Source organism: Candidatus Acididesulfobacter guangdongensis, assembly GCA_004195045.1.
GTDB lineage: Bacteria > SZUA-79 > SZUA-79 > Acidulodesulfobacterales > Acidulodesulfobacteraceae > Acididesulfobacter > Acididesulfobacter guangdongensis.
Genome location: SGBC01000002.1, coordinates 458,631 through 472,131, shown reverse-complemented (window position 1 = coordinate 472,131; position 13,501 = coordinate 458,631). Strand labels below are relative to the sequence as shown.

Here is a 13,501-nt window from a genome sequence, read left to right as displayed (position 1 = left end):
TTTTTCTTGACAATAGAACATATTAGTTGTATTTTTATAATTAAGCTATTAAGTATCTAATTTTTAAAAAAAAATAAACTAATGGAAACACAATTAAAAGATTTAATACAAAATAAACCTTCACAGGACGAACCATTAAGAGCCGTCCTGATTTCCCAAATCGACCTTGAAACTGTCTTAGAAACTGTCTTATCAAAAATTTCCGCTAATATAAACAAAAAATGGCTAACATTAAACGAAGCGGCCGAATATCTGCGTATATCCGATAGGAACCTAAGAAAATTAGCTAAAAATAGTAAACTCCCTTTCTATAAGTTGGAAGGAAAAATATTATTTAAAGTTTCGGAACTAGATAAATATATTGAAGAAAATAAGGTAAAATCGCTTTCGGAATTGATCCAGAAAGCTAAGAACGGAGGAAGGTAGAGATGGAAAAACGCAATTACTGGTTAAAATTAAAAGAAGATTTTTTTTCGCAACCTTACATAAAAAAGCTACGCAAGATAGCTGGCGGCGACACATACACGATAATTTACCAAAAAATATTATTGCTTTCTGTAAAAACTAACGGCTATATTGTCTTCCAAAATATCGAAAAAACCCTCGCCGAAGAATTAGCTTTAATTTTAGACGAAGATGTTGACAATGTTACGGTAACTCTCGAATTTATGAAAGCTAACAAGCTTATCGAACAAACAGAGAACGAAAATGAATATTTACTTCCGGATATGCTTTCTTTAATAGGCTCTGAGTCTGAAAGCGCAAAATGGGTAAGGGCTTACAGGGATAGAAAGAGAAAGGAATTACTAATTGCATCTGAAAAACAAACCTTACAATGTAATGTTGATGTAATGAAGTGTAATGAAAATGTAATTATAGATAAAGATATAGATAAAGATATAGATAAAGATATAGATAAAGAAAAAGAAATATATAAAGAAAAAGAAAAAAATAATACCCCCCATTCCCCCCAAAGGGGGGAATACCCTATTTCAAAAGACGCTTTAGAAGTTCTTGATTATTTAAATCTTAAAACAAATAAAAAATTCAGCATTAAAAATAAAAATAACACTAAAAACATATCGCAAAGGCTTAAAGACGGTTTTACGGTAGAAGAGCTTAAAAGCGTTATAGATAAAAAAACGCTCGAATGGTTAAACGACGACAAAATGAACCAATTTCTTAATCCAGAAACTCTATTTAGGCCTAAGAAATTTGAAATTTACCTTAACTCAAAAAATAAAGTTAAAACTAAAACTGAAGATGACGATTCTAAATACAAAAACATTAAAACTACCCATATCGATAATGTTACCGGCGAAATATGGGTAACTGGAGATTAGTTATGGAACAGGCTATTAAAGAAATTATTAATGATTTAAAATTTATGGTTAAAGATGAACCTGAAGCGGAATCGGATGACGTAAAATTAGAACGTTTTAAGTCTATGTTGGAAAAAAATATCCAGTCGGTTCTTTCGAAAATAGGAGTGCCTAAAAGGTTTTTATCGCCCAAGAGCACTGCGAGATTAAATCTTAAATCCGGATATTATTTTCACGGTCCGGTAGGAACCGGAAAAACTGATTTAGCTGTCAGCTTTTTGAAAAACGTTATATTAAATTCCGAACCTCTTTGCGAATATGACGGGAGATATAGGCTTCAAGATAATATCGGACTGTTCGTATCCGTTCCCGTAATGCTTTTAAATATTCGCGGAGCTTTTAAAAGCGAAACCGTAGAGGAAATGGATTTAATTAAGAAATACATGAAGCCTGAAATTTTGATATTGGACGATCTCGGAACGGAAAAAACAACCGATTGGGTAATACAGACTTTATACGTAATAATAAATTCGAGATACGAAGAAGATAAGCAGACGGTTATTACGTCTAATTATTCACTTGATGAAATAAGAAAAAACTTAAACGATAAAATCGCTTCGAGAATTATAGCTATGACAGAAGTAATAGAAATTAAAGGGATAGACAGAAGAAGCGCAATATCAGTAGTCAAATAAGGAGGAACAAAATGGCTAATATTGAAGAAATAATAAGTTGGTTTAGGAAAAAATACAACAGAAATGAATATTTTTTCGCATTTAGGGAATACAAAACTAAAAGCATAATTAAAAACGGCTTAAGATATAAAGTTGATGGAATTTATCAAAAAAAATTCGACGGTATGTATTTTATCGTCTGTAAAAATAAACCCATTAAAGAAAAAAAGGAATACGGTAAAGCGTATTCCGGTATAGACGGAGATGTTTTTGCTGAGTATAAGGTTTATATAAGGTAAATGGCTGAAATAGGAGCGAAAATGTTTTGTAAAAAATATAATCTGCTAACAGCAGAACTTGAAAATCATATTTATGAATATAGCGACCGCAACGGTATTGTTCATATAACTGTTGAATTAAAAAATAATAAAATTAATCCTGCTTTGGTTAAGCATTTGGAACGTATAAGCATTAAAAATAGATGTATTGCCATTTATGGCAGTAAAAAAATAAGATTAATCTTTTATAGTTCTTTATTTAATTTTGCAATAATAACTTTACATAGAAAATAATGAAAATATACATATATCTTAATCATAAAATCAGAACGCTAATATATCAAAGGACTAAGGCATATAAAATTTGGCTTATAGACAGTGCAAAAACAGAAAGCGCTAAAAAATGGTTTGAATCAGGCTCCGAACCATTTTCAGATACTCACGATGTTATGGTTAACGAAATATGTTCCCTTCCAAGTTATAAAAAATGGTGGGGATTAAAAGAAATATATCCGTATGAAAAAATAGATTATATAAAAACAGGGAAAATTTATAAATAAAATTAGGGGTATTAAAATGGCAAATCAAACCGTTTTACCGTGGATACAAACTTATACCGGCAAGAAATTTGATTTTCTTAATCCTGATGCCGATTCTGTCTGTATCGAAGACATAGCGCACGCTTTGTCTAATATTTGTCGATATACAGGACATACTAAAGAGTTTTATTCAGTAGCGCAACATAGCGTATTAGCGGTAAATAACGTACCTGACGAAGATAGTCTTGCGGCTCTTTTGCATGATGCCACGGAATCTTATCTCACTGATATATCAAAACCGTTAAAAACATTGTTGCCTCAGTATCGCAAATTAGAATATAAAGTATATAAGGTTATAACCGAAAAGTTCGGCTTGCCGGACAAATTACCAGATTCGGTTAAAGAAGCGGATTTACGGCTTTTAGCAACCGAGAAGAGAGATTTACTTATAGGCGAACCTGATGAATGGACAATAATTAAAACCGTAAAACCTTATCCTGAAAAAATAGAGCCGTGGAATCCTAAAAAGTCAGAAACAATATTTTTAGATTTATATACCGATATTATAAGTTATTACGATGACGGAGATTTAAATAAATTATGAAAGCTCAAAAACTAACCCCATTTGGCTACTTCGGCGGAAAATATTTTATGATAGACAACCTTATACCGTTATTTCCAAGCCATAAAACCTATGTCGAAGTCTTCGGCGGGTCAGGAACTATATTAATAAATAAAAGCCCGTCTAAAGTAGAAGTCTATAACGATATTGACGGCGAACTCTATAACTTTTTTAAGGTTATAGCGGACAGAAAACTTTTTAAGAAATTTCAGGAAAAAATAAGCTTATTGCCGTATTCACGCGAATGCTATTACGAATACCGCGATATACAGACAGATAAAATTGATAAAGCAGAAAGAGCCGTAAGATTTTATTATTTGATTAAATCGACGCGACATTCTACTTGCAAATATACCGGCTGGAAATTTTCTGTTGAAGCTAATATGCCGAAAAGAATTAAAAGCATAGATAAATTAAGCCTGATACATAAAAGGTTTTCTGAAGTTTATATCGACAACTTGGATTTTAGAAAACTAATCGCAAACTGGGACAGGACTGATACGTTTTTCTATCTTGACCCGCCCTACGTAGCAAGTTCACGCAAATCAGGCGGATATATGTTCGAGATGACCGATAAAGACCATAACGACCTTATAGATATTCTTTCGAATATCAAAGGTAAGTGGCTTTTGAGCGGATATGACAACGATATTTATAATGACAGGCTTTCAGGCTTTTACAGGCAGGATTTTAATTGTTTTGCTAATAGCTTGAGATACAGAAATAAAGATAATTGTCCGGCGCGGACGGAAACAGTCTGGGCTAATTACGATTTAAGCGAGCAAGGGCAAAACCTTTCGCTTTTTACGGAGGCGTAAAATATGCAGCCAAAATTCGATATTCATAAAGGTAAAATTTATAAATTCACATTAATCGATAAATCTAAGCCGGACGGTAAGCAAAGAAAAGACTTATATTTCTTTGCTCAGGATACAGACATTGTTCCGCTTGATTTTTTTAAGTCGTCTTATGCTCTTAACGACCCTTTGATAGATCCGACTCCCTTTTTAAATTCATCGGGTTTAATACCGATAACGATTGATGATGTCGTAAGTGAATCTATAGAGGTTGTAAAAAATAATGAGGCGGACAAACTTATTGAACGAGGTGTTTTTAAATTAAAAAATCCATTGTGGACAGAAGAATAAGTTCACTATGCGCATTATATAAAAAATGGAGGTTAAATGTTTTTAAAATATCGTAAAAAACCACTTATAGTTAAAGCAATACAATGGAATGGTGATATTGAATATTTAAGAAATGCTTTTAATCAACTAACAGAAGACGAAATAAGAATTTGGAATTATGTGCAAATTAATGAAGACAAAAAAACTGTTTTGATTAGTAATCTTAAAGGCGAAGCAACAGTTAGTGTAGGCGATTGGATTATTATCGGCGGAGACGGCGAAGTTTATTCTTGCGAAGATTCAATATTTAGAGACACTTATGACGATATTTTTATAAACAAGAAGATTGTTGTTAGCGAATTATTAAATAAACATAATGATGAGATTAGTTTTTATGTAACTTTTTTAGAAAAGGCTTTTTTAATGGGAGATGACAGAGATACAGAAATTATAGACGATGCGTATTTAATATCTGATGATAATAATACTCTCTTTGATATTAACCCAGACTTAAAAGAGCCTACTAAGGAAATAGCTACAATTCTTAAAAAATACGGATTAAGCTTTGAAAACGGCGAAATATTTGTATATGCGACAAAAGACGAGCTTGAAAGCAAAAAAGAAGACTTTGTAAAAGCTTTAACGGAGATAAATTTATTATGAACAATATAGAAATCTTAAAAAGAAACTATGCAATAAACAGAGTAGATAATAAAAAAATAGCAAAATGGAAATGCAAGGAATGCTCTAATTTAATTAAAAATTTCATAACAAATACGCCAGACGAATATTCAGAATTGTTTAAATACGGATGCTGTAAAATAGCGGTAAAAGAATATCAAACGTCAGAAGGCACACATACGGCTTATCATCAATTATATGAGCTTAAAAGATGCCCGCTTATTTTGCCAAAGCCGAAAAAGGTTAAAAAAATAGAAATGTCGCATAGCGAATGTATAGATAAAGTAGCAAAATGGCTTCAAAAACAACACGAATCAATTTCTCTATATAGATGCAAGGTAATCCTAAAGGAACCGCATGGATACAACATATCAAGAGAATATCCCGATGTTCTCGGCACGGGAATGAAAAACGATATAAATATCGAATGTAAAGTTTCAAGGCAAGATTTTCTAAAAGACGGTAAAAAACAGCATAATCATCCATTTGGAAACTTTAAATTTTATGCGTGTCCTGAAGGATTAATACTGCCGGACGAAATACCTGAAGAATTTGGACTTATATATATAGGTAAAGAATCTTGTAGAATGATTAAAAAGCCTTTATATGTCAAAGAATGTGAAAATACAGCTCCGATGCTGGCGGACTTATTTCTCAACAGAAATAATAAGGTTTGGGACGGCAAGGCCGTGATTTTATAATTAAAAAAAGATAAATTAAAAAAATAAAATATGGACGTGCGAAATGTTCTGGCGAATACATAAAGCTATTTTTAAAAATAGACTTAACGAGACGGTTAAAATTTTATCGGATATGAGCGATGAAATTCAAACGATAAAGGGCGGAATGTCGTTTACACCTTTGCCTAATACTTTTAATAAAAATAAGCCGTCATTTGCTGTTACTACTATTCAGGACGCTAATATGTTAATAAAAAAAGGTGCGGGAATCCGTATTTGCTATGATAACCAAAATTATAATGTTTCAACTTGGATTTCTTATTTGCGGGAGCTTAGCGTCGTTAATAGCGATTGTTATTTCTTGCCGTTAAGTTTAGTAATTCGTCTCTGTCCAGACAGGTTTCCTATTTTTATAAAACCGGATAGCGGAAGTAAATTATTTACCGGTTTTGTCGCAAACACGATAGACGATATATTATCGCATCCTGATATATCTTTTTATCTTATAAACGCGCCTGAAACGATGTGTATGATTAATAAGGCTTATCGGATGCCTGATATAGAATGGAGACTATGGATAGTCGATAGAAAAATTGCAGGATATTCGCCGTATTCGTGGAAAAAAAATATAGCGTTATCTGAGCCGTCTAAAAAGATAATAGAATTAGCCGAAAAAGTAGCCAACACGGAATGGCAGCCGGATATGATATATACGGTAGATATAGTTGACGGAATTGACGGCATATATAATTTACCGAAAATAATAGAAATTAACGCAGGTTCGACGTCGGGATTTTATAATGCCGATTTAAATAAAATTTTGTTAGATATTAGAAATTCAATAATTTCAGGATTTTAAAATTATCATCAGTTGCCGTAAAACTCCGTCCTTTAGGGCTTAAGATATAAGGCAATAAATTTTTAATTTAAAAATATTAATAAATAAAAATGATTAAAGCGCAGAGAACGACGTCAAAATATTTGAATAAATCTAAGTTTGAGGATGTAAAAAGCATTCTTAAGCAAATAGCAGCCATTAAGAATACACTATCCTTGCATATTTTTAATAATAAGGCATTACTTTTGAATACAGACGGCATTAATAAACTTAAATCGGATTACAAGATAGTCAAAGACGGCTATATATCGTCTTGGAATATTCAAAGAGAAATGCAGATGCTTATCGATAAATATTTAACAACTTTAAAGAAAATAACACAAAACAGACGTATTAGAATACAAAGCAAGATGATAATCGTTAAATATAAAGTAAATACTAAGTTTTATAAGAAAGGCGAGACCAAAGAATTTGAAATAAAGTTTAAATCAACTAAACTTACGGGATTAATAAAATATCTGGCGTATTTGGATTTCAATAAGCCGTTAGAATTACAAATACTTAATCAAGACGTCTTGTCGGTTTTTGAATACTTTAAAACTAAGCCTTATTTCGACAGGATTCTTAATTTATCAAAGCAAATTCAAAGCAATATTTTATCTAAAGTTAAATTGATAGAAATACCGGAATATTCGTCGGTAATGTTAAGCAATAAACCCAATATTAATGTAGCTCATATTTTTATAGATGATACCAATAAACTATATAAATATTGGTTTAACTTTAAAATGAAAGGCAAGAAATATTTAAGACTGCCGGTTCAAATCAATAATAAATACCATAAAATCAAGGACTGGATAGGAAAAGAATTTGTTTTAAACCTTTCTCTTAAACAGAATAAGATTAATATATCCGCTACGATAGAAGAACCGGAGCCGGTATTCAAGCCTTTCAGCAAAGCCGAAGGATTAGACATAAACGTTAAACACAACTTTGCGATATTATCGGACGGCGCATATTTTGACTACGACAGAGACTTAGTCAAAGGGATTGCTAACGAATTATTGATATTAGATAAAATCGGTGCGCAGAACTTAAATGATAAGCAACTTAGAAAATTGCAAAAACTCTACCGTAAATTGCAATGGTATATCGGATTAGAAATCCATAATATCCTTAACTATTGCGAAGAAAATAATATTACCGATTTAGTCGTTGAAGACTTGCTATTTAGAGACAAGTTAGGCGTCATAAACGAAGAATTTAATGTGAAATATGGCCGTCTCTTAAAGCTGTTACGTCTAAGCGACGTTAAGAATATATTGAAACGTCAGGCGGAAAAAAGAGGTATTAAAGTTCATATTACGCCGTCTCAATATTCAAGTATTACCTGCGATTGCGGAAGTATCGATAAAGTCAACAGGCAGACTCAAGAAGTTTTTGAATGTAAACACTGCGGGCATAAAGAGAATGCCGACTTGCATTCATCAAAGATGTTAAAAAATAGATTTCTTTCAAATGTTTTGAGAGAAAGATTGCATAACTTGGATAATTTCGGAAGACTAATACCGAAAAAGCTGAGTAAATATGCTATTAAGTTAATCTTAGAGAAGAGGTTTGAATTGATATGTTCCTCTTAAATAAAAATCAAGAATCCCCTGAGTTTAGGAAGGGGAGAAGGTCAAGGGATTTTCGGACGATTTTAAAATCGTAGTTTCGGACACACAGGCTTATAAGCAGTTCGGCAACGCAGTCGTGCCGGGAGTGGTTAAAAAGATATGTAAGGCGGTTATTAAGAAAATAATTTTTAATAGATTAGGAGGTTATTATGACGACAAAAGAGTTGAAAGAAAAATTGAACGAATTTGACGAAAACTTGGAAGTTTTAGTTCAGTATGGCGATATTAGGTCATATTCAATAATTGAAGTTTCTAAAAGCAAACCTTTTAAAGAAGACGACAAAGAATGTGAAGAACTATTAAGATCGGATATCGTATGGCTGCAGATAATAGAAGAAGAAAACATAAAAAATAAAAATAAAAGAAAATTTTTAAAAAATATAAAAGGTTAAAAATGTATTTAATTAATAAAATTAAAAATATTTTCGGCGTAAAAGAAGTGCAAAAAATAGAATCTATTCAAACATACGAGGACGTAAATTTGTTTTTAAAAGGATATAAAAATTATTTTGAATATCCAACGCTTCATAATGGATGGTTTTTTGCTTTTGGAAAAACTAGACAAAGAATTTTAATTAAACGTTTTAATACATTTTTTACAAGAACTCCTTATTATGAAATATCAGATAGTATATCAACATATAAAGAATTATATATAAGGGCATTCATTTGGGATCACAGAGATAAGATTAATGAAGAACTTTTAATCAGAAAAAAAGTTAAAAACGATACGGAAAAAGAAATCTTAAGGTTAAAGAAACTCGATGAAGAAATTAAGAATAAAGAGGAAAACAAAAATGTTTAATTCTTTTCCAACTCATTTATCACATAATCCATATATTATCGCATTGGTTTTAATAGTATTTGTAGCGTCTATTATTATAGCGGTAATAATAAGACCTATTGCAAATTTAGAAAAAGATGATGAAACTTCACAAGATTATATTGCAACAAAAGATGGATATATAAAGAAAGTTATTATTGATAAAGGCGACTATATTATAGATTTTGATATATCTTTTAATAATGGTGTTTATCGCATAAATGATCACGGTTCGACTTATGAGCATGTCACTATAACTGAAAATGAATTTAAGAATAGCATAGACGACATTCTTAAAAAATACGATATTAGCTTTAAAAACCAAGAGTTGTTCACAGATGTCGAAAATCCAGATATGCTTAAAGAAAAAGAAAATAATTTTATAAAAGCTTTAAGAGCGATTTATGAAAAAATACTATAACTTTCAACCGATAAGTTTAAAATTAGCAAACTCATTTGTTTTGGCAAATCACCGCCACAACAAGCCCGTCGCCGGTCATAAATTTTCGATAGGTCTGTTCGACGGCGAAAAACTGATAGGCGTGGCTATTTGCGGCCGTCCCGTCGCACGTATGCTTGACGACGGATTAACTTTAGAAGTTTTAAGGGTCTGCACTGACGGGACGAGGAACGCAAATTCTATGCTTTATTCGAGAGTGAAAAAAATCGCTCAGATTATGGGCTATAGAAAGGTTCTTACTTATACCTTAAAAGAAGAAAGCGCCGCTTCTTTAAGGGCGGTAGGAGCTCAAAAAGACGGAATAGTAAAGCCGAGAGAGTGGTCGAGAGAAAAAAGAGAAAGAGGCAGTCAAGAAGTTTATAAAAAGGAGAAAGTTAGATGGATTTTGTAAAGGAGGATTTATGGCTAAAAAGAAAAAGAGTATAGAAAGATTTGCAAGAGAATTAATTAAAGAATGCGTATTATGTGAAAATTACGAATTAGATTCATGTAAGGGAACAAATAGCGATAGATATGAAGGTGGTTATAATTGTACGGAATTTAATCTTAAACTCGCAACTTGCAGAAAAGATTATAAAAAAAAAGGAGAAAACAATATGAACGAAAAAGAAAAATCAAATACCGTAGTTGTGTCATTACAGGCATCGCCAAGAACTATAAAAATAAAAGGATTAACGCCTAAACAATATCATTTAATAAACGATTATGTAGAATTTAAAATAATAAAAAATAAGGAAATAAGAGAGATAAATTATTCAGATGTTTTATTTACGATAATAATGGATGTTATAGATACTGATATGAAAAATAAAGAGTTTGCCGAAGAATTTGAGAAATATACGGTCAAAAAAGCAGATAGTGAATTGATTTGGGATTTAAGTGAAATTAATAACAATAAGGAGGATTTAAAAATGCAGGGAATTTCAGACATAGTAGATGTCGAAACCAATGAGGAATTTAAAACTTTAATAAAAGAACAATGCGTAGTGAACGAACTTGAATTTACAGAAGAAGATTTCAAGGAATTATGTAAATATTTTAAATTGCGGTTAGAAATGGTGGCAAACGAAATAGATATTGAAGATTTTTTTGATGTAGAAATTTAATCTAAGATTGTTTATAAGGGGATTCTCAATTTAAAACGAATAAAAAATCAAGAGAAATATATATTGATAAGATTGATAAATTTAAGGAGGGTTTAAGGATGAAATTAGATAATATCGATTTAGTAATAACGGTTTTTAACGAGGAATTATGTCTTGCAAAAACTAAAGTTGATAAGAAAGGTCGCGGTGTGATATTAGAGCAAAAAGAGATAGGCAATCTTTTTGTAAAGGCTTATAACGGCAAAGAATTTAACGCTGGAGGAAAACGCTATAAAATTAATATTGAAGAAATAGATAATAATAAGCTATCACAAATAGAATGTAATGCCAGCAGTCTTGAAAAAATAAATAAAGAGCACGTAAAAAATGTACTAATGGAAAATGTTAATCCAGAAATAAAATTGACACTCAGAAACGAAAAATATGTTTTAGATATGCACGGAGATTATCAGGAATACAAAAAGCTTTTTAAGTCGTCAAATCGTATAAATGAGCTTGTTAAACATTGCTTTATTAAAAGTTGTGTAGGCGAGAATACGGCAAATCATAAGGCGATATACGGTAAGACAAGATATGGTATGTCTCAACCTTTAACTTATTTTTTAGAAAATTCAAAAGAGAAATAGGAGGTAAATTATTATGAACTGTGTAATGAACGGCGGATACGCTAAAAGAAAATTTAATTATGAAGTCGGGGAAAAAGAACAAGTAATAATGCAACTTGAATTAAACGGAATTTGTGAACGCGGAAATTACGCGATATTTCCTGTGAGCGTCGGGGAGTTTAATTTATATACGGTAAAATTCCGCACGTCTCCTGTAAGTCAGATATATGACAGCGTCGATAAAGCGGTGCAAGAATTTCTTAAATTAACTCATTAAATTGGAGGCATAAATAATGATGAAGATTATTTCAGTTCAAAATTCAAAAGGCGGCGTCGGCAAGACCACATTAGCGATTAATATCGCAAAATATTTATCTATGGGTTGTAATAATAAAACAGTTCTTTACGACGCAGATCCGCAACGTACTGCGTATGATTGGAGTTGTATAAAACAAGATAAATCATTTGATGTTATACCAATAGATAATCCTAAACTGCTTGAATCTTCAATAAAAAAAAACGATTACAATTATGTCGTGATAGATAATCCGCCAGCAATGAGCCAATTTTTTATAACAAGTATCAAGCTTGCAAATTATCTTGTAGTACCTGTAGCTAGCTCCGCCTTCGACATTTGGGGTTTATCAAGTTTAATAGATACTATAAATATGATTTCAAAAGATTTCAGCATAATTTTCGTTCACAACAAAATTATCAGAAATGCATTGATAGGAAGCGAAATTAAAGAAGCTCTTCTTAAAATAGAAATAAACAAAAAAAATTCAGTTCACGATGTTTTGTTTAGGCAGAGCTATCCAAGGTCGTCGCTCTTAGGCGAAACGGTTTTTGATACGGACGATAGCCATGCACAAGCTGAAATAGAATTTATAGTTGATGAAATATTGAAATAATTAAATATAAAAAATTTAAGGAGGAAATATGGAATTAAAGAGACCATCCGGTCAAACAGTATCAGATATACTCGGCAAGGATATGGAGACGCTAGCTAGGGAATTAAATGAGCAGGGCGTCGCTAATGAAATTAAATTCAATGGCGTTGAACTTAATATTAACGAGATAGTCATAAAAGACAGAAAAAGACAGGCAGACAATGAAAAAGTAAGTGAAATTATGGAAAGCGTTAAAGAAATAGGACTTTTAAATCCTATTTCGGTAAATAAGACCGATGAGGGCTATGTTTTAGTAGCCGGCCTGCATAGATTGACGGCATATAAACGTCTTGGATATAACAGAATTCAAGCTGTTATAGTGAATATGGACAATATCCATTCTGAACTTGCAGAAATAGACGAAAATCTCGTAAGAGCTGAACTTCATTATCTTGACAGGGCTGAAATGCTTAAAAGGCGACAAGAAATCTATGAGAAATTACATCCAGATTTTGCTAAATCCGAGAAGGTTAAAAAGAATTTAAAACAATTTCGCTCCACCGAAAACGAAACTGTTTCGTTTTCGGACAAAGGCAGTAATGACGCTGATTTGAATGGTGAAAAAAATGACGGAAATTTTGTATCCAACACGGCCAAAAAAACCGGTTTATCAGAGAGAAGTGTTCAACAGGATTTGCAACTTGCTAAAAATCTTGATGAAGGAGTTAAAAAGCAGATAAAAGATAAAAAAATATCTAAAGGCGATGCTTTAAAAATCGCCCGCGAGAAAAAAGAAAACCAGAAGAAAGCTATTCAAGACTTGACCGAAAAACAAAATCAGAGAACTCCCGAATACGAGCAGATAAGAAACCTGATACCCGGGGAAACTACAAAAGCTCTTGTAGACGACTTCTACGGTCAAACCCCGAAGACCGAAGACCAAGAAATAGGGCAAAAATTAGAGTTTAACGAAACCAAAGAAGACAGTCTTGAAATAATCGAGTTAGTAAAAAAGTTCGATAATGTTTTATCCGTAAAGATTTCATTCCAGACAAACGGTTTCGGCAAAGATGAAATCACGATACAAGCTGAGACAAAAACGCTAATCGATATAATGCACGGACTTAAAAAGAAATTTAATTTAAATTAAAAGCCTTAGGAAATAATAGGAGAAAGA

23 protein-coding genes are annotated in these 13,501 nt (G+C 31.9%); all 23 read left to right on the top strand.

The window, feature by feature from the left end:
- Window positions 1-81: 81 nt before the first annotated feature.
- The 23 genes from EVJ46_06220 (at window position 82) to EVJ46_06110 (ending at window position 13,474) form a co-directional block, all read left to right on the top strand.
- Complete coding sequence (locus EVJ46_06220; GenBank protein ID RZD16600.1) at window positions 82-426, top strand: DNA-binding protein; 345 nt, start codon at window positions 82-84, stop codon at window positions 424-426.
- A 2-nt stretch (window positions 427-428) separates the two neighbouring features.
- A complete protein-coding gene (locus EVJ46_06215; GenBank protein ID RZD16599.1) occupies window positions 429-1,343 on the top strand; it encodes a hypothetical protein in 915 nt (304 codons plus the stop codon).
- Window positions 1,325-2,017 carry an AAA family ATPase gene (locus tag EVJ46_06210; GenBank protein RZD16598.1) on the top strand — a complete coding sequence of 231 codons (693 nt, stop codon included), beginning with the start codon at window positions 1,325-1,327 and terminating at the stop codon, window positions 2,015-2,017. Before EVJ46_06215 ends, EVJ46_06210 begins: the two co-directional genes overlap by 19 nt.
- 11 nt (window positions 2,018-2,028) lie before the next feature.
- A complete protein-coding gene (locus EVJ46_06205) occupies window positions 2,029-2,295 on the top strand; it encodes a hypothetical protein (protein RZD16597.1) in 267 nt (88 codons plus the stop codon).
- 21 nt (window positions 2,296-2,316) lie between these two features.
- Window positions 2,317-2,568 (top strand): hypothetical protein, encoded by a 252-nt coding sequence (locus EVJ46_06200; GenBank protein ID RZD16596.1) that lies wholly within the window; start codon window positions 2,317-2,319, stop codon window positions 2,566-2,568.
- Window positions 2,568-2,834, top strand: coding sequence for a hypothetical protein (locus EVJ46_06195; GenBank protein RZD16595.1), 267 nt, complete (start codon window positions 2,568-2,570; stop codon window positions 2,832-2,834). Before EVJ46_06200 ends, EVJ46_06195 begins: the two co-directional genes overlap by 1 nt.
- 16 nt (window positions 2,835-2,850) lie before the next feature.
- Window positions 2,851-3,417, top strand: coding sequence for an HD family hydrolase (locus EVJ46_06190; protein RZD16594.1), 567 nt, complete (start codon window positions 2,851-2,853; stop codon window positions 3,415-3,417).
- Window positions 3,414-4,253, top strand: a complete 840-nt coding sequence (locus EVJ46_06185; protein RZD16593.1) for a DNA adenine methylase — start codon at window positions 3,414-3,416, stop codon at window positions 4,251-4,253. Before EVJ46_06190 ends, EVJ46_06185 begins: the two co-directional genes overlap by 4 nt.
- Before the next feature lie 3 nt (window positions 4,254-4,256).
- Entirely contained in the window at window positions 4,257-4,583 is a 327-nt protein-coding gene (locus EVJ46_06180; GenBank protein ID RZD16592.1) for a hypothetical protein, read from the top strand.
- A 36-nt stretch (window positions 4,584-4,619) separates the two neighbouring features.
- Window positions 4,620-5,225: a DUF1828 domain-containing protein gene (locus tag EVJ46_06175; GenBank protein RZD16591.1), complete on the top strand. Its 606-nt coding sequence runs from the start codon at window positions 4,620-4,622 to the stop codon at window positions 5,223-5,225.
- Entirely contained in the window at window positions 5,222-5,944 is a 723-nt protein-coding gene (locus EVJ46_06170) for a hypothetical protein (protein RZD16590.1), read from the top strand. The genes EVJ46_06175 and EVJ46_06170 overlap by 4 nt, the downstream gene beginning before the upstream one ends.
- 43 nt (window positions 5,945-5,987) lie before the next feature.
- On the top strand, window positions 5,988-6,782 hold the full coding sequence (locus EVJ46_06165) for a DUF4343 domain-containing protein (GenBank protein RZD16589.1): 795 nt from the start codon (window positions 5,988-5,990) through the stop codon (window positions 6,780-6,782).
- A gap of 89 nt (window positions 6,783-6,871) precedes the next feature.
- Window positions 6,872-8,401, top strand: coding sequence for a hypothetical protein (locus tag EVJ46_06160; GenBank protein RZD16588.1), 1,530 nt, complete (start codon window positions 6,872-6,874; stop codon window positions 8,399-8,401).
- 67 nt (window positions 8,402-8,468) lie between these two features.
- Window positions 8,469-8,630 carry a hypothetical protein gene (locus EVJ46_06155; protein RZD16658.1) on the top strand — a complete coding sequence of 54 codons (162 nt, stop codon included), beginning with the start codon at window positions 8,469-8,471 and terminating at the stop codon, window positions 8,628-8,630.
- Complete coding sequence (locus tag EVJ46_06150; GenBank protein RZD16587.1) at window positions 8,590-8,832, top strand: hypothetical protein; 243 nt, start codon at window positions 8,590-8,592, stop codon at window positions 8,830-8,832. The genes EVJ46_06155 and EVJ46_06150 overlap by 41 nt, the downstream gene beginning before the upstream one ends.
- Window positions 8,833-8,834: 2 nt before the next feature.
- Window positions 8,835-9,245, top strand: a complete 411-nt coding sequence (locus EVJ46_06145; protein RZD16586.1) for a hypothetical protein — start codon at window positions 8,835-8,837, stop codon at window positions 9,243-9,245.
- A complete protein-coding gene (locus EVJ46_06140) occupies window positions 9,205-9,684 on the top strand; it encodes a DUF1828 domain-containing protein (GenBank protein RZD16585.1) in 480 nt (159 codons plus the stop codon). Before EVJ46_06145 ends, EVJ46_06140 begins: the two co-directional genes overlap by 41 nt.
- Window positions 9,668-10,114, top strand: coding sequence for a hypothetical protein (locus tag EVJ46_06135; GenBank protein RZD16584.1), 447 nt, complete (start codon window positions 9,668-9,670; stop codon window positions 10,112-10,114). The genes EVJ46_06140 and EVJ46_06135 overlap by 17 nt, the downstream gene beginning before the upstream one ends.
- A 10-nt stretch (window positions 10,115-10,124) precedes the next feature.
- Window positions 10,125-10,829: a hypothetical protein gene (locus EVJ46_06130; protein ID RZD16583.1), complete on the top strand. Its 705-nt coding sequence runs from the start codon at window positions 10,125-10,127 to the stop codon at window positions 10,827-10,829.
- Window positions 10,830-10,927: 98 nt separating this feature from the next.
- Window positions 10,928-11,455 (top strand): hypothetical protein, encoded by a 528-nt coding sequence (locus EVJ46_06125; GenBank protein ID RZD16582.1) that lies wholly within the window; start codon window positions 10,928-10,930, stop codon window positions 11,453-11,455.
- A gap of 13 nt (window positions 11,456-11,468) precedes the next feature.
- The gene (locus EVJ46_06120) at window positions 11,469-11,711 is read left to right on the top strand and encodes a hypothetical protein (protein RZD16581.1); all 243 of its coding nucleotides are present in this window, start codon (window positions 11,469-11,471) and stop codon (window positions 11,709-11,711) included.
- A 16-nt stretch (window positions 11,712-11,727) separates the two neighbouring features.
- Window positions 11,728-12,345: a ParA family protein gene (locus tag EVJ46_06115; GenBank protein ID RZD16580.1), complete on the top strand. Its 618-nt coding sequence runs from the start codon at window positions 11,728-11,730 to the stop codon at window positions 12,343-12,345.
- Window positions 12,346-12,373: 28 nt separating this feature from the next.
- Window positions 12,374-13,474 carry a ParB/RepB/Spo0J family partition protein gene (locus tag EVJ46_06110; protein RZD16579.1) on the top strand — a complete coding sequence of 367 codons (1,101 nt, stop codon included), beginning with the start codon at window positions 12,374-12,376 and terminating at the stop codon, window positions 13,472-13,474.
- The last annotated feature ends 27 nt before the right edge of the window (window positions 13,475-13,501 follow it).